Annotated in this window: 16 protein-coding genes, 2 tRNA genes and 3 pseudogenes; 15 read left to right on the top strand and 6 right to left on the bottom strand. The window is 54.1% G+C overall.

The annotated features are described in order from the left end of the window. Window positions 1-8: 8 nt before the first annotated feature. Entirely contained in the window at window positions 9-269 is a 261-nt protein-coding gene (locus tag CAGGBEG34_RS11645; RefSeq protein WP_238984967.1) for a hypothetical protein, read from the top strand. A gap of 214 nt (window positions 270-483) precedes the next feature. Here the strand turns inward: CAGGBEG34_RS11645 and CAGGBEG34_RS04220 are convergent, their stop codons facing one another. Next, a complete protein-coding gene (locus CAGGBEG34_RS04220; protein ID WP_006682591.1) occupies window positions 484-2,307 on the bottom strand; it encodes an aminopeptidase P family protein in 1,824 nt (607 codons plus the stop codon). A gap of 66 nt (window positions 2,308-2,373) precedes the next feature. Here CAGGBEG34_RS04220 and CAGGBEG34_RS04215 point away from each other — a divergent pair. Beyond that, a tRNA-Met gene (locus CAGGBEG34_RS04215) sits at window positions 2,374-2,447 on the top strand. Between the two features lie 82 nt (window positions 2,448-2,529). Here CAGGBEG34_RS04215 and ftsB read toward each other — a convergent pair. The 4 genes and pseudogenes from ftsB to CAGGBEG34_RS04195 all read right to left on the bottom strand — a co-directional run. Then, window positions 2,530-2,811, bottom strand: a pseudogene (gene ftsB, locus CAGGBEG34_RS04210) (cell division protein FtsB); the annotation flags it as partial. 21 nt (window positions 2,812-2,832) lie between these two features. Beyond that, window positions 2,833-4,125 (bottom strand): phosphopyruvate hydratase, encoded by a 1,293-nt coding sequence (gene eno, locus CAGGBEG34_RS04205; RefSeq protein WP_006682589.1) that lies wholly within the window; start codon window positions 4,123-4,125, stop codon window positions 2,833-2,835. A 5-nt stretch (window positions 4,126-4,130) separates the two neighbouring features. After that, window positions 4,131-4,994 carry a 3-deoxy-8-phosphooctulonate synthase gene (kdsA, locus tag CAGGBEG34_RS04200; RefSeq protein WP_006682588.1) on the bottom strand — a complete coding sequence of 288 codons (864 nt, stop codon included), beginning with the start codon at window positions 4,992-4,994 and terminating at the stop codon, window positions 4,131-4,133. After that, a complete protein-coding gene (locus CAGGBEG34_RS04195) occupies window positions 4,991-6,673 on the bottom strand; it encodes a CTP synthase (RefSeq protein WP_006682587.1) in 1,683 nt (560 codons plus the stop codon). The genes kdsA and CAGGBEG34_RS04195 overlap by 4 nt, the downstream gene beginning before the upstream one ends. Before the next feature lie 81 nt (window positions 6,674-6,754). Between CAGGBEG34_RS04195 and CAGGBEG34_RS04190 the strand changes: the two genes are divergently transcribed. The 8 genes and pseudogenes from CAGGBEG34_RS04190 (at window position 6,755) to CAGGBEG34_RS04155 (ending at window position 14,914) form a co-directional block, all read left to right on the top strand. Continuing rightward, window positions 6,755-7,561, top strand: a complete 807-nt coding sequence (locus CAGGBEG34_RS04190) for a cytochrome c oxidase assembly protein (RefSeq protein ID WP_042688111.1) — start codon at window positions 6,755-6,757, stop codon at window positions 7,559-7,561. A gap of 138 nt (window positions 7,562-7,699) precedes the next feature. Then, window positions 7,700-8,671, top strand: coding sequence for a polyprenyl synthetase family protein (locus CAGGBEG34_RS04185; RefSeq protein WP_006682585.1), 972 nt, complete (start codon window positions 7,700-7,702; stop codon window positions 8,669-8,671). A 109-nt stretch (window positions 8,672-8,780) separates the two neighbouring features. Continuing rightward, window positions 8,781-8,857 (top strand) — tRNA-Pro (locus CAGGBEG34_RS04180). Window positions 8,858-8,889: 32 nt separating this feature from the next. After that, the gene (locus CAGGBEG34_RS04175) at window positions 8,890-10,158 is read left to right on the top strand and encodes an HlyC/CorC family transporter (RefSeq protein ID WP_006682584.1); all 1,269 of its coding nucleotides are present in this window, start codon (window positions 8,890-8,892) and stop codon (window positions 10,156-10,158) included. Between the two features lie 481 nt (window positions 10,159-10,639). Further along, a pseudogene (locus CAGGBEG34_RS12155) lies at window positions 10,640-10,732 on the top strand (transposase); the annotation flags it as partial. A gap of 765 nt (window positions 10,733-11,497) precedes the next feature. Continuing rightward, a complete protein-coding gene (locus CAGGBEG34_RS04165; protein WP_006682580.1) occupies window positions 11,498-12,220 on the top strand; it encodes a phosphatidylserine decarboxylase in 723 nt (240 codons plus the stop codon). Window positions 12,221-12,259: 39 nt separating this feature from the next. Beyond that, window positions 12,260-13,174, top strand: coding sequence for a dimethylarginine dimethylaminohydrolase family protein (locus CAGGBEG34_RS04160; RefSeq protein WP_006682579.1), 915 nt, complete (start codon window positions 12,260-12,262; stop codon window positions 13,172-13,174). A gap of 21 nt (window positions 13,175-13,195) precedes the next feature. Continuing rightward, complete coding sequence (locus CAGGBEG34_RS04155) at window positions 13,196-14,914, top strand: ABC transporter ATP-binding protein (RefSeq protein ID WP_006682578.1); 1,719 nt, start codon at window positions 13,196-13,198, stop codon at window positions 14,912-14,914. Between the two features lie 45 nt (window positions 14,915-14,959). Here CAGGBEG34_RS04155 and CAGGBEG34_RS04150 read toward each other — a convergent pair. Next, window positions 14,960-16,060 (bottom strand): annotated as a pseudogene (locus CAGGBEG34_RS04150) (IS256 family transposase); the annotation flags it as partial. A gap of 467 nt (window positions 16,061-16,527) precedes the next feature. Here CAGGBEG34_RS04150 and CAGGBEG34_RS10990 point away from each other — a divergent pair. The 5 genes from CAGGBEG34_RS10990 (at window position 16,528) to CAGGBEG34_RS04130 (ending at window position 19,054) form a co-directional block, all read left to right on the top strand. Beyond that, window positions 16,528-16,776, top strand: a complete 249-nt coding sequence (locus CAGGBEG34_RS10990; RefSeq protein WP_158641792.1) for a hypothetical protein — start codon at window positions 16,528-16,530, stop codon at window positions 16,774-16,776. A gap of 655 nt (window positions 16,777-17,431) precedes the next feature. Then, window positions 17,432-17,605, top strand: a complete 174-nt coding sequence (locus CAGGBEG34_RS12150) for an ATP-binding protein (RefSeq protein ID WP_420885875.1) — start codon at window positions 17,432-17,434, stop codon at window positions 17,603-17,605. 484 nt (window positions 17,606-18,089) lie between these two features. Then, on the top strand, window positions 18,090-18,260 hold the full coding sequence (locus CAGGBEG34_RS12145) for a BrnT family toxin (protein ID WP_203224836.1): 171 nt from the start codon (window positions 18,090-18,092) through the stop codon (window positions 18,258-18,260). Then, window positions 18,229-18,471 carry a hypothetical protein gene (locus CAGGBEG34_RS04135; RefSeq protein WP_006682577.1) on the top strand — a complete coding sequence of 81 codons (243 nt, stop codon included), beginning with the start codon at window positions 18,229-18,231 and terminating at the stop codon, window positions 18,469-18,471. The genes CAGGBEG34_RS12145 and CAGGBEG34_RS04135 overlap by 32 nt, the downstream gene beginning before the upstream one ends. 319 nt (window positions 18,472-18,790) lie before the next feature. Further along, complete coding sequence (locus tag CAGGBEG34_RS04130) at window positions 18,791-19,054, top strand: hypothetical protein (protein WP_006682576.1); 264 nt, start codon at window positions 18,791-18,793, stop codon at window positions 19,052-19,054. Window positions 19,055-19,163 lie beyond the last annotated feature (109 nt).

The raw sequence follows: 19,163 nt of genomic DNA, 5'->3' as shown, positions 1-19,163 counted from the left end.
GGGCCGCCGTGGCCGTCGGGCGAACGCATACCGCACTCGGCGCTTTCTACCGGCGCTTGGCCGCCCGAATTGGAAAGGCCAAGGCCGTCACCGCCACTGCACGCAAAATTGTGACCCTATTCTATCACACGATGCGCCATGGACTGGACTACCGCGACCCAGGTGCTGACTACTACGAGCAGCGCTACCGTGATCGGGTGCTCAAGCAATTACATCCTCGTGCTGCAGAATTCGGCTTTACTCTACAAGCTGCAACGGGTGTTTCTTAGGAATCCGACGTCTCTGAGCTTATGGACAAATTTATGTGTGTCAAACAGTACGGCAAATGACATGAGCAATGTCTCCTTTATTGCTGCAAATTTTATGATGGCGACTTTTATAGCCAAGCGCATTTAATCTGATACGGTGGCTTCAAAGCTCGCCATATTTGTATACTGTCTTCGCGGCTGCTTCCTTGTCTCAAATTAAATGCGCTTGGCTATATCAAATCGCGCGCGTGCGTTCTTCCAGCCAGGCGCGCGCCGCGCCAGATAACCGCGGCGCGAGCCGGCGGCGCACCATTGCGTGATACGCATTCAGCCAATCCATTTCATCTGCGCGCAACAAATCGCGTTCAATACAGCGCGTATCGATTGGGCAAAGCGTGAGCGTCTCAAATTCGAGAAAAACGCGTTCTTTGTCCCCTTCTTCCGCGCTTTGAACACGGCGATTCAACACCAGGTTCTCAATCCGCACCCCCCATTGTCCAGGCCGGTAAATGCCCGGTTCAATCGACGTGACCATGCCCTCCTCCATCGCCGTCTCAGGGCGCGCATCCGCGCGATAGGAAATCGCCTGCGGGCCTTCATGTACGTTCAGGCAATAGCCAACGCCGTGACCCGTGCCATGACCATAATCCATCCCTTCCGCCCACAGGGGCGCGCGCGCCAGGGCGTCGAGCATCGGCGCGCGGATTCGGTTTGGAAAACGCGCCCTTGATAGCGCAATCACCCCTTTTAACACCAGGGTGAAATCGCGCTTCTGCGCAGCGCTTGGCGCGCCAACCGGCGCGACGCGCGTAATATCCGTCGTCCCGCCTGAATAATGGCCGCCTGAATCGATCAGTAAGATACCGTCGCCGCAAATTCTGGCATGCGATGCAGCGCTGGCCTGGTAATGCGGCATTGCGCCGTTCGCGTTAAACGCGGCAATGGTTGCAAAACTGGGGCTGATAAAATCCGGCTGGCGCGCGCGCGCGGCAGTCAATTGTTCATCGATGCTCAACTCGGTGAGGATGTGCGAGCCCAACGCCTGTTCAAACCAGGCAAAAAATGCACATAATGCAGCGCCGTCCTGCTCCATTGCCATCCGGATGTGCGCCGCTTCAGACGCCGTTTTGCGCGATTTCTCCAGCGTGGACGGATTGACCGCCTCAATGATGCGCGCCTGTTCTGGGATGCGCCGCGCGAATGCCCAGGCGGTCCGGCGCGGATCCAATAACAGGGCTGCGCCTGTGGGCAGACGCGCGAGCGCATCACCCGCCTGTTCATATGGCGCAAGACGCACTCCGTGCGCAGCCAGTGATTCGGCCAATGGCGCGGGCATTTTGCCCGGTGCAACGAATAATGTGGCCGATTCCGGGCCAATCAACGCATGCGCAATGAAGACCGGGTTGTAAGGAATATCCGCGCCGCGCATATTGAGCAGCCAGGCAATATCATCCAGCGTTGAGAGGAAATGCCAGTCAGCGCCGTGTTCGCGCATCGCCGCACGGATGCGCGCGAGTTTGTCCGCGCGCGGCGCGCCGGCATACGGCAGCGTATGCTCAAACACGGGATTTATGGGAAGCGGAGGGCGATCCGGCCACAGCGCTGGGTCGATTTCCAGCAGATCAATAGGACGCAACGCGATATCGCGCGCGTTGCAGGCATCCAGCAGCGTATGCGCGCACGCAAGACTTAGGACGCCTCCATCGACGCCAATTGTTCCGCCTGCCGGGATATGCGCCAGCAGCCAGTCCAGATATGGAACCGCGGATTGCGCGGTGATTTTCATCCGCGCAGCGCCGCTGCCGGCGAGCTGCGTTTCCGCCTGAGTCCAATAACGGCTATCGACCCACACGCCGGCGAAATCATTCGTCACAATCAATGTGCCCGCGGAGCCGGTAAAGCCGGATAAAAACGCCCGGCTCTGCCAGCGCGCAGGCGGATATTCGGACAGATGCGGATCGGACGAAAGCACAATATAAGCATCCAGATGTTCGCGTGCCATGACAGCGCGCACCTGCGCAAGACGCGCGGGCACTGCCTGCAACGAATGAATATTCATAAATAATGTTGGGCGGAATGTCTATTCAAACAGAACACAGATATGCTATAGTCCAACCTCTTCAGACGCGGGGTGGAGCAGTCTGGCAGCTCGTCGGGCTCATAACCCGAAGGTCGTAGGTTCAAATCCTACCCCCGCAACCCTTGGATGTTGAGTTCCAGCAAGCGTATCAATGAATCGGCGCTGAGTTGTCCCGCTTCAGGGAGTCACCCGGTTTTTTCTGGCCTGGCCTGCGGCAAAAACAAATTGCACAAACACCTCGCCTTCTTTGACCATTCCCAGTTCATAACGCGCGCGTTCTTCGATTGCCGCCGTTCCCTGCTCCAGATCCCGCACTTCGCCCGCGTACTGTTCATTGCGCTGTTTTAACCGTGCGTTGATACGTTGCTGACCCGTCAACTGATGTTCGAGCCGGTGAACGGAGCGCCAGCCGCCATGCCCCCACCAGAGCGGATATTGGATAAGCGCTAACAGAACTGCCAGGATAAAAGTGAGGGGCGGCATGCAAACATTCAAAACAGAATCTCAACGCAACGTTTTCAAGTGATAAAACGCCGAATGACCCGCATACGCGGCGATTTCACCTAAATCCTCTTCAATGCGCAGCAGTTGGTTGTATTTGGCGATGCGCTCGGTGCGCGATAAAGCGCCGGTTTTGATTTGTCCCGTGTTCAGCCCGACGGCGATATCGGCAATGGTCGTGTCTTCCGTTTCGCCCGAACGGTGTGAGACGACTGCCGTATAAGCGGCGCGCTTGGCCGTTTCGATGGCCGCAAAAGTCTCCGTCAACGTTCCAATCTGGTTGGCTTTGATCAAAATCGAATTTGCAATGCCGCGTTGAATGCCCTCTTTGAACAGGCGGGTATTCGTGACAAATACATCATCGCCGACCAGTTGGAGGCGTTTGCCGAGCCTTTCGGTCAGCAATGCCCAACCATCCCAATCGTTTTCGGCCATGCCGTCTTCAATCGATATCAGCGGAAATTGTTTGGCCAGCGCGCTCAGATAATCGGTCAATTCGGCGGCATTCAATTGCAGTCCTTCACCCGCCAGATGATATCGGCCGTCGCGATAAAACGCGCTCGATGCGCAGTCGAGCGCGCACAATACCTCTTCGCCCGCGCGATAACCGGCCTGTTCGATGGCGCGCACGAGGATTGTCAAGCATTCTTGATGGCTGCCGAAATCGGGCGCAAATCCGCCTTCGTCGCCGACCGCCGTACGCATTCCAGCATCGGCCAGCATTGTCTTCAGCGCATGAAAGACTTCCGCGCCGCAGCGCAGCGCTTCACGAAAACTCGGTTGCCCCACCGGCACGATCATAAATTCCTGAAAATCCAGCCGGTTATTTGCATGCGCGCCGCCGTTGATGAGATTCATCATCGGCACCGGCATTTGCATCGCGCCCGCGCCGCCCAGGTAGCGATACAGTGGCAGTCCCGCTTCGTCGGCCGCCGCCTTCGCGACCGCCATCGATACAGCGAGCAGCGCGTTTGCGCCGAGCCGTGACTTATCCTCGGTTCCGTCAAGTTCAAGCAGCGTTTTATCGAGAAAGGCCTGCTCGCAGGCGTCGAGTCCCATCACCGCCTCGGCGATTTCAGTATTCACATGCTCGACCGCCTTCAATACGCCGCGGCCCAAATAACGGCTCGCATCGCCATCGCGCAATTCAACCGCTTCGCGCGCACCCGTCGATGCGCCCGACGGCACCGCAGCTCTCCCCATTGCGCCGGATTCCAGCAAGACATCGCATTCAACCGTGGGATTGCCGCGTGAATCCAGCACTTCGCGGCCAATGATGTCAACAATCGTGCTCATTTTTGTCACTCCAAAAAATCTTTTGAGCATCCGTTCAGAATCTGACTTTTGACAACCGCATCCAGCGCGACCAACACCTCTAACAATTCGCGCATCCGCGCGAGCGGGACTGCGTTCGGGCCGTCGGAATACGCTTTCGACGGCTCTGGATGCGTTTCCATAAACAGTCCGGCGATGCCCGCCGCGACCGCGGCGCGCGCCAGAACCGGTACAAACTCGCGCTGGCCGCCTGAAGCCGCGCCCTGCGCGCCTGGCAATTGCACCGAATGCGTGGCGTCGAACACCACCGGCGCGCCCGTTCCGCGCATGATGGCCAGCGCGCGCATATCGGACACCAGATTGTGGTAGCCAAAGGATACGCCGCGCTCGCACGCGAGGAAACGGTTTTCGTCCAAGTCCGCCGCGCGCGCCGCCGCGCGCGCTTTATCGATCACGTTTTTCATCTCATACGGAGACAGAAACTGGCCTTTTTTGATGTTGACTGGCTTGCCGGAACGCGCGCAGGCCTGGATGAAATCCGTCTGCCGACACAGAAAAGCGGGCGTTTGCAAGACATCGACGACTGCGGCGGCGCGCGCCACATCCTGCTCGGTATGCACATCGGTCAGCACGGGTACACCGACGCGGCTGCGCACTTCCGCGAGAATCTCCAGTCCGGCGTCAATGCCGCAGCCGCGAAACGATTGGCTTGAGCTGCGGTTCGCCTTGTCGTATGAGGCTTTGAAAATGAACGGAATCGCCAGCGCCGCGCAGATGTCTTTCAACGCGCCCGCCATCTCAAGCGCCATTTGTCGGGACTCAATGACGCACGGCCCGGCAATCAAAAAGAAAGGCCGGTCAAGTCCAACCTCAAATCCGCATAAATTCATCCGTGACACATCTTTAAAGGCGCGGGCGCAGGCAGTTGACGCGCGCGTTGATGTTGGAGCGCGGCTTCTACAAAGCGGTTGAAAAGCGGATGGCCCGCGCGCGGCGTCGAAGCGAATTCAGGGTGAAATTGCACGCCGATAAACCACGGATGCAGGGTTTCTGTTAATTCCACCATTTCGGGCAATTGATCTTTAGGCGTCGCAGCGCTGATGATCATCCCGTGCGCTTCGAGCTGCGGAACAAAGCGGCCATTCACCTCAAAGCGATGGCGATGCCGCTCGTTCACGCTCGCGCCATACATGCGCGCCGCCCGCGTACCGGCTTTGACCGGCGCGCGCTGCGCGCCCAGCCGCATCGTACCGCCGAGATTGGAATGCGCAGAGCGCTTTTCAACCGCGCCCGCGCGGTCGCACCATTCTGTGATCAAGGCCACCACTGGATAGGGCGTTGCCGGATCAAACTCGGTACTGTTCGCGTGCGCAAGTCCAACGACATGGCGCGCAAATTCGATGACCGCAAGCTGCATCCCCAGACAAATGCCTAAGTAAGGGATTTTTGCCTCGCGCGCATATTGAATCGCCGCGATTTTGCCCTCGACGCCGCGCGCGCCAAATCCGCCTGGGACGAGAATCGCATCGAGAGCGTCTAGCGCGGACAAACCGTTCTGTTCAATCGCCTCTGAATCGATATATTCAATCTCGACCTGGGTCAATGTGTGGATAGACGCATGTTTTAACGCTTCAACCAGCGATTGATACGATTCGGCTGAATCGACATATTTCCCGACTAGGCCAATCACCGCGCGCCGCCGCGGATGTTCAAGTGCATCGACCATCCGCGTCCAGACGGATAAATCCGCGGGCGGCGGCGTTAAGTCCAGTTCAGCGCAGAGAAGATCGTCCAGCCCCTGCGCATGCAGCATATGCGGGATCGTGTAAATATTATCGACATCGCGCACTGAAATCACCGCGTCTTGCGGCACATTGGCAAACAGGGAAATCTTGGCCCGCTCTTCATCCGGAATATCGCGATCCGCCCGGCAGAGCAGCGCATGCGGAGAAATGCCGATTTCACGCAGCTTTTGCACGCTATGCTGGGTCGGCTTGGTTTTGAGTTCGCTAGATGCGGGCAAATACGGAACCAATGTTAGATGCACAAAACACGCTTGCCTTTGGCCAAGACGTAAACGCATCTGGCGGGCGGCTTCCAGAAAGGGCAGCGATTCAATATCACCGACCGTGCCGCCGATTTCAACAATCGCAATATCAGGCAACGCCTTCGCCGCCTGTACGCCGCGCTCGATGAAGGTTTGAATCTCGTGGGTAATATGCGGAATCACCTGGACGGTTTTGCCCAGATACGCGCCGCGCCGCTCCTTGCGCAATACAGACTCGTAAATCTGCCCGGCGGTGAAATTGTTCTCGCGGCGCATTCTGGTCTGCACAAAGCGTTCATAATGGCCGAGATCAAGATCCGTCTCCGCGCCGTCTTCGGTCACGAATACTTCGCCGTGCTGCAAGGGATTCATCGTGCCTGGATCGACATTGATATAAGGGTCCAGTTTGAGAAGCGTGACGGCCAGTCCGCGGGATTCAAGGATCGCGCCGAGAGAGGCGGCAGCAATGCCCTTACCCAGAGAAGACACGACGCCGCCGGTGATAAAGATGTATCGGGTCATTGTGAGACGGCCTAAGACGAATCAGCAATTATAGCGTTTGCATCGGCGCGCCCGGCTGCATTCACCTTTTCCATGTTCGCCATGTCACTGCTGCAATTCTTGATTCCGTGGGAACCGTCCATCGTATTACCGATGATTTTCATTGCCGCCGGCGCGCTCTATCTGCGCGGCGCCTGCCATATACAGGTGAGCCGCGCGCGCAGGATTGCATTCTGGTCTGGCTTTGCGCTGTTCTATCTGGCGCTGCAAACACGCGTCGATTATTACGCCGAGCATGAGTTTTTTGCGCACCGCAGCCAGCATCTCGTATTGCACCACTTAGCGCCGCTTTTGGTGATGGCTTCTTATCCAATCTCCGTGCTGCACGCTGGGCTGCCGCTGCGCGGACGGATGTGCGTGCGCGCCTGCCGTCAAACCGCCGCGCTGCGCGCCATACTCAATGCTTTGCTCCATCCGGCGCTGGTCTCGATCATTTTCCTTGTCTCTGTGCTGATCTGGCTGGTGCCATCGATCCAGTTTCTATCGATGATCGACGCGCGGCTTTACCGGTTCATGAACGGGTCCGTTGCGGTCACGGGTTTAGCGTACTGGGGCATCCTGCTCGATCATCGTCCCGCGCCGCCCGCGCGGCTGCGCGCAGGATTGCGCGTCCTGTCGCCGCTTTTCACGATGACGCCGCAGATTCTCGCGGGCGCTTACATCACTTTCACGCAGCGCGACCTGTATCCGATCTTCGATCTGTGCGGTCGCGCCTTTGGTTTGCCTGCGCAGGTCGATCAAAGCATCGGCGGCCTGATTCTGTGGATTCCCGCTTCACTCGTCGAAGCCATCGGCAGCCTCATCGCGCTGCGGCGCTGGATGCGGCTTTCTCAAAGAGGCCGTTTATAATAATTCCGCGCATCAATCCGTTCCTCTCAGGCGTTTCGCACAGCCGCGCTGGTCGGCGCAGCGCCCCTTGCCATACTCACTGTACTGTCTGCGTCGGCGCGCCTTGCCAGCGCGGCGGTGCGAAACGCCTGTTGTAAAGTGCACAATTCCTACGGTTTTCTTACCCCCATTGCCGACGAGCTTGCTCAGCTCAACCGCGTGATTTGGCAGCACCTCGATTCTGAAGTCGAACTTATCCGGACCATCGCCCAATATCTGATTGCCGCGGGCGGCAAACGGCTTAGGCCGGCGTTGTTGCTGCTCGTGAGCGCCGCGCTCGGCGCGCAACGCCAGGAACGCCATCTTCTGGCTGCCGTCATCGAATTTATCCATACCGCTACGCTGCTACATGACGACGTGGTCGATGCGTCCAATCTCAGACGCGGTAAAAAAACGGCCAACGCGCTCTTTGGCAACGCGGCCAGCGTATTGACGGGCGATTTTCTGTATTCGCGCGCGTTTCAGATGATGGTCAGTGTCGGGCGCGCGCGCGTGATGCACATTCTGGCTGACGCGACCCACACGATTGCCGAAGGAGAAGTCTTGCAGTTGCTGAACGCGCGACAGACAGAGATGGATGAAGCACGCTACATGCAGATCATCCACTACAAAACGGCCAAGCTGTTCGAAGCGGCGGCGCAGCTCGGCGCCCTCATTTCGGATGCGAACACCGCGCTGGAAAACGCCGCCGCCGAATTCGGCCGGCGCATCGGCACCGCGTTCCAACTGATGGATGATTGGCTTGACTATGCGGGCGATGTGCAATCGATGGGAAAGAATGCCGGCGATGATTTGCACGAAGGCAAGATGACGCTGCCGCTTATCTATCTGCTCAAGCACGGCGGCAGCGCTCAACGCGCGCAAGTGTGCGCGGCGGTCGAAAAAGGCGACAGACGCCATTTTGAAGACATTTCCGATGCACTGCGCGCATCGGGCGCGCTCGACTACACTCGAGAATGCGCGCAGCGCGAAGCGCAACACGCTGCTAGCGCGCTGCGCGCATTCCCTCACTCGATCTACACACAAAGCTTGCTAGAATTGTGCGCATATTCGACGACGCGAAAATTCTAGGGCTTTAGATTCTTTTCAAATCGCGTTGCAACAAGGAACCCGTCGCGAAGACAGTATGAGTAATACGGCGAGCGGCGGGTGACGCCGTTGCAGCCGATTTGAAAAGAATCGGGGTGTAGCTTAGCCAGGTAGAGCGCTACGTTCGGGACGTAGAGGCCGGAGGTTCGAATCCTCTCACCCCGACCACATTTTTGACGACAACTGTTCAAACACTTCGCTTGAACGCTTTTCCCCTATGGACGCAACTGGGCGTCATTGTCGCCCTGTTGCTGCTTTCCGCCTTTTTTTCCATTTCCGAGACGGCGATGGTGGCGCTGAACCGCCATCGGCTTAAACATGCCGTCAGACAGGGCGCGCTTGGCGCGCGCACAACTCAACGCCTGTTGGCGCGCACCGATCAACTGCTCAGTTTTCTGTTAATCGGCAACAGTCTGATCAATACCGTCATTTCCGTGCTGGCGACCTCTATCGCGCTGCGCGTCTTTGGCGTTCACCCTTCCGTACTGGCCATCGCAACCGCCGGCATTGCATTCCTCATCATTCTGTTAAGCGAAATTACGCCGAAAATTGCCGGCGCAACCTATCCGGAAAAAATCGCGCTGCCGGTCAGCCTTGTGCTGGCTCCTTTAATGCGCATCACGCGCCCCTTTGTCGGATGCCTCAACCTGTTCGCGTCCGGTCTTCTGCGCCTGTTACGCATCGACACGCGCCATGCGCAAACGCATCGCCTGTCCATCGACGAGCTGCGCGCGATGGTGCTGGAAGAGAGTCATTTTCTCCCTTATCCGCATCGCCGCATTCTGCTGAATCTGTTCGACCTTGAACATACCTCTGTCGATGATGTAATGACCCCCCGCACGCGCATTGAGGCGCTTGATTTCAACGCGCCGATTGAACATCTGCTGCAGCAACTGGACGCCAGCAAACGCCATGCGCTGCCGGTCTACGAAGATGATATCAACCGGCCGCTCGGCATTCTGGAAGTTCGCAAAACGTTCGCGGCGCGGCGCGCAGGTTTGTTTCAACATGAAAGGCTGCGCGCTCTGCTCAGCGAGCCTTGCTTTATCCCAAGCGGCACGCCTGTCTTCCAGCAACTGCAATCCTTTCAGAAACATCCGCACCCAGTGGCGCTTGTCGTCGATGAATACGGTGAAGTGCAGGGGCTTGTGACGCCTCAGGACATCATCGAAGAATTGACCGGCGAATTCGCCAGCGCGCTGCCTCATCTGCAAGGCGCGCGCTTGCGGTGGAACTGGAGAGGAGAATGCATTGCCCCAGGCAGCATGCCCTTGCGCGAGCTGAACCGCACCCTTTCGCTGCAATTGCCTGTGCGCGGTCCCAAAACGCTCAATGGCCTGATTCTCGAAGCGCTCCGTGAAATTCCGGAAGGGGAAATCTGTCTAAAAATCGGCCATTGCCGGATGCACGTGATGCAGATCGAAAACCAGGTCATTCAAACCGTCAAACTGTTCCGTGAGCCCGAATAAAAAGCGGAAGGGCGGCACACTTTTCGGTCAAAGGCGAAATGCGCAATTTGAAACCGCGATTGGCTCGACTACCAGAAAAGGCCAGCGCATGGAATGCCTCAAAAGCCTCGGCGCTCGATTGAAACAGGCCATGAAGGGTGGATTCCGATTCATCCGGATATGAAAAGGTTTGAGATTCATGCCGAATCCTGTAGAAACAAGCTCAATAGAATCAATGCAATTAAAAATAGAAGGCGCTGATTTAGATCAATTCATGGATACATTCAAATGCTATCGAATGGCATTGAAGCGTTCTGTAATAAAGCGTAAAGGACAGTAATTTATGTTAAGGAAGGACTGCATAAAGCTTGGCCTGTATGCTTGAGAGGATTCCTCTATTGCAGAGATATATACCAAAACATTTAATTTTGCTTACGAGAGATGCAAAGCGCACACGCAAACAAGTCTTTCCAGAGGAGATGAATGGGGGGTACCGTGGGGCATTTTGCAGCAGTGGTTCGGTCTGTCGGATGCGGCGATGGAAGAAGCGCTGTACGATCTGCCGCTGTACCGTGTATTTTCCGGTCTGGAAGGAGGCGCATGAAAGATAACAACAACGAATCTGCGTTATTTCAACGTGCCGTTGAAGTTTGCATGAGATGATTTTGTTTTTCTAACATTTTTCAAATCAGGTTAATACCTGATTGACAGATAAAGAACAGGGAGAATAGTTTGCATGAGGCAGGAATCTGTGTGCGTTCACGATTCAATCTGTGCTGCTTAAACAATGGATAGATTCATTTTCAACCTTAAAGAGCAGAAGCAAGCGCTCTTTCAATGGATCCCGCGAGATGGATATCACTCCAGTGTGTATTAGCGCTGCTGCTCGGCAGCATGGAGGGAGTGGTGATGCAAGTACAAGCGGCAGAATTCCCTCGTTTTGTACGCTGCCGCGGTGTCAATCTATCGCAAACCATTCCCTTGATTTCTTGAGGGAGTACAGCCCCGCTTGTTTGTACCTGGATGACGAATAAAACGGGGCTGTTATTGTTTCCTGCTTTTTACATCATTTTATTTGCTTTGTTCGCATTGCCTGCTGCTCTGCGCTTGAATCGTCCTCAACAAAATATTGATGTTGAAGTCATTATCCTATTAAGGTTTTTCGTATTGACTGACGGAATTGCATGCAACCTTTACGTTTTTCTTAAATAGAAATTCATCTTTAAATGGATATGCTGGCTCATGAGAACGCTGTTCTCGACATAAATAATTTATTGGAAATTTCAAAGGATGCCGGCTTGGAAAACACAGGCATTCGCTGTGTTTGCAGAATGAGCAAGATCACAATAGGAGCGGCTATATGGCTAAAACACTTGAAGAATGGATTAATACGGACGTTCAGGAGGTGCGAGATAAGCCAATTGTGTGGCTTTCCCAATATCATTTTTTCCGTGATCCAAGTCGGTTGACTTATCTCGATTCTCAGTACTTCTTTTCGCCTGCAGACGGCATCATACTTTATCAGCAGGTTGTTGAGCCAGACGAGTGTCTGTTGGATATCAAAGGTAAGTCATATTCATTGCGAGATGCTATTCGGGATGAATCCTATAGTCAGAAGAGCTTGGTCATTGGCGTTTTCATGACATTCTTTGATGTGCATGTGAACCGAATCCCGTACTCGGGTCGTTTGTCCTACCGTGAATTGGATCCTATCGATACGCTGAATCATCCGATGTTGGATGTCGAAAGGGCACTGCTTGATGAACTGCGGATCCCGCTTGAAAGCGCTGGCTATTTGCATCACAACCAGCGCATGGTCAATACGATAATATATGCTTCTCAGTTGAGCCAGTCTTATCATGTGTTGCAGATTGCTGATTACGACGTGAGTTGCATTACGCCGTTTATATTAAAGCAGAATCATCAGCGTGCGCAGGGTGAGCGCTTTTCCCAGATCCGCTACGGTTCACAGGTGGATTTGATCATTCCATTGTCTGAACGCTACGAGTTCAATCCCATTCAGCAGCCTGGTTATCATATCGAAGCTGGGCTAGACCCGCTGGTGCGTATTGGCGAGAAGTAATCTGAAAGGTCGAGAGTATCGATCCACAAGGAGAAAGAAATGAACCCTACGCAGTTGCAACGCCCTGCGTTTCTCATGAATGCTCCATTCTCATATTCTACAGCGGAAGCCAATAACGTGTGGATGCAAGAGATGACAGAAGCCGAGAGAATACCTGACCGCAAGAGGTCTATGGTGCAGTTCTTGAAACTCTACAACTTCTTGGCAGCCGAAGCGCTTGTCTATCTACTGCCTATCCCACGCATCGAGGGATTACAAGACTTAGTGTTCACTGCCAACCTTGGCATTGTGCTTGAGCATGTTGAAGGTAAAAACACAGTAGTCATCTCGAACTATTCATCAGCGCCGCGGCAAGGAGAAACCGAAGTCGGCATGCGGTTTTTTGAATCAATGGGTTATCAGACTTATGTACCTGATGCCAAGTTTGAGGGGGAGGCAGAGCTTAAACCCCTTTATGACAACATCTACGTGGGCGGATATGGAATCCGTTCAGATCCCGAAGTTTACAACTGGATGAAACGTATATTTGATATGCGTATCATTAGGCTTAAGATGATTGACCCCTACTTGTACCATCTGGATTGCAGTGTATTCCCTATTACTAAAGAACAAACCTTGGTATGCACCCAGCTTTACGACGAAAAGGAAATCAAGGAACTCGAAAAATACACTGAGATCATTGATGTCTCGAAGGAATCTGCCACTGCCGGACTATGCAATTCTGTGAGGTTGAACAATACGATTCTTTGCGCTTCAGATATTCATGACCTCAAGGCAGGAACGGAAGGTTACGTAATAGAGGCAGCCAAAAATCGTGAGCTGGAAGATATTGCCGGGAAGTTAGCCTTTGAGGTAACCCTGTTTAATCTCAGCGAATATCAAAAAAGCGGAGCCATGTTGTCCTGCATGATGATGCACCTTAACCGGCATTCATACTCGTTTCGGCTAGTCTGACACCGTTTAAAAGGGATATCTGTGTGGGTGAATCCGGCGCAAACGCTGTGGAATGTCCTGCAAGGCAAGCGGGGCTTGTTAGCCGGTGTGCTCGTATTGGAACTGGCTGCTCACGGGGCTGCGCTTGCGCAACCCATTGTCACGGGAATACTCATAGACCGGTTGCAGCATGGCGGATCCGGATCCCTGTCGCTCCCGATTTTATTATTAGCGAGTGCTTCCCTTATCGGATTGGTCTTCACCGGCGTATGCACTTATTCTCTTGGACACACAAGTCAATGGCTAGTCCGCAACCTGCGGTTTGGCCTGATTAGCCGAATACTGGGCGCAAAGGTCAGCGCGATTGAACCGCGATCTATTGGTGAATTCTTATCGAGGGCGGGCAGCGACACGACGTTATTACAAAGCACGATTGGCGAAATTGCGGTCAGTGCAGTGGCAGCTCCAGTTGTGATGCTTGCTGCGGTCGTTTTAATGAGCACGATAGACGGGTATATGACCGTTTTGGTCGTGGCGTTGCTCGCACTGACTACATGGGGTGAGAAGCTCGTGTTGAGCAGGGTCAGTGAGGCCGCTGGTGGAGCGCAGAAGCAAGTCGCCGCGATGACCTCAGCGTTGCATCGCATACTGATCGCCTTCCGGACGATTAAAGCCTCGAATACTCGAGCCTATGAGGAAGGTGAAATCTGTAGGCGGGCTTATTCAGCATATCGATCCGGCGTGCAAATGGAAAAGGCCAAAACGATTGTGCAGATCATTGCCTTTGCGTCGTTGGACTTGCCGTTCCTCGTTGTTCTCACAGTTGGTACCCTACGCGCGGCGGCTTCAACGCTGGGGCTGGGCGATCTTGTCGCCTTTTTGCTGTATGTTGGGTATCTTCGGGAGCCGGTGGAGAATTTGGCATGTGGCGCATCCGCCCTGTCAGAAGGCTTGGCTGCGATGAAGCGGATTATAGAAATCGAAGACTTACCACTGGAACCGAATACCGTCTCTTCCCGCAGCATCGGCATGGCAGGTAACGCGGGTTGCGGTCAAATCCAGTTTAATCAGGTCTCGTTTGCTTACGCGAATCGGCCCGTGTTACAGGATGTCTCTTTTTCTGCAGGCTTGGGTTTGACAGTATTAGTTGGGCCATCTGGGGCCGGTAAGACCACTGTGCTCAGTTTGATCGAGCGTTTCGCCGAGGCGGATACGGGAAAGGTGATGCTCGACGGCCGGGATGTGTGCGAATTTGATCTCGACGTGCTGCGCAGTCGACTGGCTTACGTGCAGCAGGAAGCGCCGCTCTTGGGCGAAACGGTAAGAGAGGCCGCACTCTATGGGGTACCCAATCGAAAACAGGTTGACCTTCATGTTGCACTACGCGCGGTGGCTTTAGACAAGTGGGTTGCCTCATTGCCAGATGGGCTAGACACCACGGTAGGTGAAAGGGGAACAGCGATTTCCGGTGGGCAACGACAACGGTTGGCCGTTGCCCGTGCGTTGTTACGCGATGCGGACGTGTTACTGCTTGACGAAGCCACCTCTCAATTAGACGTAGTCAGCGAGCGGACATTGCTGGCCTCTTTGGTACGCGAGGCCCGCAATCGTATCGTGATTGCGGTGACCCACCGGCTGTCAGCTGTCATGGAAGCGGATCAGGTGGTGTTTCTTGAGGAAGGTCGTGTTCGCGCTGTGGGTCGGCCCGATGAGTTGGTTGATGTGCTCCCCTCATGGGAACCACTTCACAAAGCTACCTAACTTCACCTTCAGGATGGGGCAAGAGGTAGCCGATTACGGTTGCAGTCGAGTTTTAACGATTTTACGCAGTTGCATATGCAGGCTTTCAATCGCATTGGTCGTGTAAATCATTTTCCGAACTTCAGGCGGATAAGCAGAAAGGAATCCCCTGCTCCCATTGCCGCCGCCACATCTGGCTGATGATCGGGAATTTTCGGCCCCATTCACCCTTTTCAAAATCATCCAAAGCGGCTTGAGCCGCGTCGCTATGGGCGGCCTGGTAAATGGGCCTGAGCGCGGCGGCTCAGGTTTTGCGTTCTTTTCAATGGGCAAAAGACAGTGAATTGCGGATCAAATGGACGGCAGGTTTGACTGGGTCTGCGGATAGACGGTTGGGTAGCGTCCGGAAAGCCATGCAGCCCATCGACGACGGCAATGAGAAGATCGCTTAAGCCCCGATTGCGCAACTCATTAAAGACCTTCAGCCAGCATTTGGCGCCCTCGGTCTGTTCGATCCACAGGCCCAGCACTTCTTAGCAATCATCCGCGCCCATGCCTAACGCAAGAGATACGGCCTTGTTTTTGACACTCCCTTCCTCCCGAATCTGAAGCCGCAGCGCATCAAGAGACAATGGGAGACATCGCTTCAAGCGGGCGCGTCTGCCATTGTTCCACTTCAGCCAACACTTCATCGGTGAGGGTCGAAATGAGATCAGGCGAGACTTCAAGTCCGTACAACTCGAGCAAATGCCCGCGAATCTCACGCACGCTCATCCCACGTGCATCCATGCGGATCACATGATCCTCAAAGCCAGGCAAGCGCCGTTGATCTTTGGCAATGAGCGCAGGCTCAAACGTGGAAAGCCGGTCTCGCGGAATATCCAACGGTCAATCACCCGCAGGCGTGATCACGGTCTTCGCGCTGCTGCCGTTACGATGGTTACCCGTTTTTCCTTGCGCGCTCTGTTCAGCAAGAGGGTGGTTCAGTTCAGCCTCCAGCATCCGCTCCGCCAACCGTTTCTTCAGTTGACCTGCCAGTCCCGTTTCGCCTAACAGCGACTCCGCATCTTTGCTCTGTACCTGGCTCAGCAATGGGTCTATCCGTTCATCTGAAAATATTTTGCTGCTCTGAGTTCGCGGTGTGTCTTTCTTCATCTTGTCGATCATGTGAGTTCCTTTTCTTCATATCTTCACATGACCTCAACACACAAAATTCCTGACAGGCTCCGGGAATTCAACCGCCGCTTCCTGGAATGGGCCCGTCACGACGTTTTGACCCCGATTGCCCGCACACCCCCTGCCCCTCATGAGAAAGGGGCGGTTGAAAGGCAGGTCAGGACAGCCCGCCCTCACTTTTTTCCCCACGGCCTCAGTTGGGCCAAGCGTACTCAGCACGTGCATTTCAAAACCAGGACCGTCTGGCAGGCCGATCCGGAAGAAAAGCCCCGTGGATTCGCTGATCGATCCCCTTTTGACTCTGACAAGCTGCCCCCCCGTCGTCACGCCCCCCCGCCTGATCTGTTCTGACCCCCACCGATACCGCGTGGACTGCGCCTTGTCACTGAACGGGTCGAAATCAGGGTCTACGCCCACCGGCTTGTCGTGCGATGTCAGGGAGAAGGGGAGGGGTAAGCATGAGCCAGACACGCTACGAGGGGCTTCATGACCTTCCAGCGCTGAAATACAAGCCCGGCGCCCCCTTCAAGCATTGGAAAAAGCCGCCTGCACTGGCCGCCCTGGAAAAACCACTGAGCGCTCATCCGGATGCGCCCAGCCACTCATCCAGGTTTTATGGGCCAGACCGGAGCACGGCCTGGACCCGGTCGAGCTCGCTTGTGCGGATGCGCTCAGACCAGGCGCCTGCAATGCTTCAGTCTCATTGACCGCCTCAACACCAGCTCACACCCCCCTGCGATGCTTCCGGGCGACCCCTGCCGATCCCCCCACAGGCGATTGCAGGAGCGACCACCAGGCGCTTTTACCAGCAGGACAGGCCCCTGTTGCATGACACATCGCCGCACAATGGCCAGCACTTGGCTATACCGGCATGGGGCCATCCTTCGAGGAATACAGGCCCTTGCCTCCTGAACGCCGCCGATTCGTCCCAGAGGTCCGGAGGGCCATTCAGCTGCGAAGTCGCTTACCGCCAAAGCCGCTCTTTCGCGTACCGGATGCAGCGGGCTCAGCGCCCCCCTCTCCACTCCCTCGAGGAGTGCGAGGGTGCCGGCTTGCCGATCAACCTCACACGATTTGAACAGGCAAAACCACTGAAATTGGTAGGCCACTGTGAAAATGGGCTCATCGTAGGCGGCTCCGGCAAATCTCACCTGGCTCCGGAACTCCCCTATCGCGCCTTGCAACATCGCTCCCTCAGTCCGCGGCTTCAAGTCCGTGAACCTCGCTAGCGCCTGACTCAAGGCGCTCGCCCACACCTTTACAAGCCGCCGGATGAACCCACTGCTCTACTCCCTTTTCATCGGGATCAACGAGATGGGCTACGTGCCCATCGATCCCAAAGCCAGACCCCCTGCTTTTTGAATGGCTGTCCAACCTCATGAAAAAGGGTCAGTCCTGATCACAACGCACCTGAATTTCGAAGAATGGGTACACGTCTTTGGGCACACCCAGATGACTCAAACCCTCATTGTTCGGTTCACCTACCCTTGCCTTGTGCTGGAAACAGCCAACAAAAGTGGGCGGTTGAAGAACTGAAAAAAGAACAAAACGGGCAGGACACAACTCAATAATAGGGTCTGTTGGACTCACGGGGGGAGGGGGCATTTTTCAACTGAACTTTACAGGCGTATTTAGCCTGATCCAGCGTCCCTGCCAGTGAATATCGCACCTTCATTCACGCATGCGGGTGCGTCTTCAATTGAATATAGACGCTCTATCGGCCCCTAAACGCATCGTCTCAAGATTTAAGCCTTGGAGGAAAATTCAAGTTTTTGAAAGAGGATGATGCAGAAAGGCAGCAAGTGACGGAACAGCCCTCAGCCGACTTCATAAAGGAAATTTCCCATACAAATATATGGCCTTTAGTAAGGTTATCTTGTATACTTTCCGAATGAAAGAGCAAAGGGCTTCATTCGAATGGAACGATCAAAAATAAGAGCTGAATCTCCAAAAACATGGAGTTTCCTTTCATGAAGCACAGCTTGCTTTTCTAGATTGCTATCGTGTGATTGCATAAGATTTGGAGCATAGTCAAACAGAGAAACGTTATTACTGCTTTGGCAAAGTGCACGGAAAAATTATGACAGTCCGTTTTACCTATCGAGGTAAAACCATCCGAATCATAGGGGCCGGCTATTGGAGGCAAGGTAAAAAGATTTATGAACAAGCGCAAACCAACTTACCAAAATGAACCACTGGGAAAACTAGCCGTGGTTCCCGATTTCTTGCCAGCGCCAGAAGCGCTTATCTTAAAAGAAGAGGCCGTCAAAGTGACTCTTTCCTTGAGTAAAAAAAGTGTCGATTTCTTCAAAGAAACGGCAAACAAGCATCATACAGGCTACCAAAAAATGATACGGAATTTGCTTGATCAATATGCTGAACATTTTTCGGGGCGCGTTTAATTTTGTCTAAAAAGGCGCAAATGGGGGTCGCTGCAAAAGAGTGAAGGTGACGCAGAATGGCAGCAAGTAACGTGAGCAATCTTAAATTCAGTGGGATTTTTAGATCATTTCGTCCGTGACGGTGCATCTTCAGAGAAATGACATCATTTTCTCAATAAACATTTACAACCTATATCAAATTTATCATTACGTGATTCTTCTTACAGATTCCTTCTTTTAGTATCATCATCCAATATTTTGCACCGTATCCTCTTATCCAGAATAAGTTGACGATAGCCGCCTAAGCACTCTGTTTTTAACATTGAATCTGGGTGGAGATATGGACTTTCTTGATGAAGAAAAACACAAGCTCTCTAAGCACGCAGCATTGGTACAAGAAATCTATGAAGATAGGTGCCTTCATCCAAGCAAGAATAACATTCTGAATTGCATCTATGAACTGCAGCCTGCAGGGCTTGCATCCCTCATTCATCAATACTGGAATGAAGAGGATGCAATATTTGGGAACCGGATACGCGAACGGTTCAAACGGGATTTTTTGGAAACTTCACAGATAAGAACGCTAGAAATTACTCTAGAGTAAAGGAATGACTCAGCAGCGTTAGACTTAGCCTATCTGTTTCTGCGGATTTCTCCGTGCAGTGCCTCATTAGCTTTGTCGTGTCTGGTTCATCATCCCCTTCTCATCCCAC

This window comes from Candidatus Glomeribacter gigasporarum BEG34 (assembly GCF_000227585.1).
GTDB classification, from domain to species: Bacteria; Pseudomonadota; Gammaproteobacteria; order Burkholderiales; family Burkholderiaceae; genus Glomeribacter; species Glomeribacter gigasporarum_B.
The sequence above is the reverse complement of the archived record's forward strand: the minus strand, read 5'-3'. Positions and strand labels throughout refer to the sequence as shown.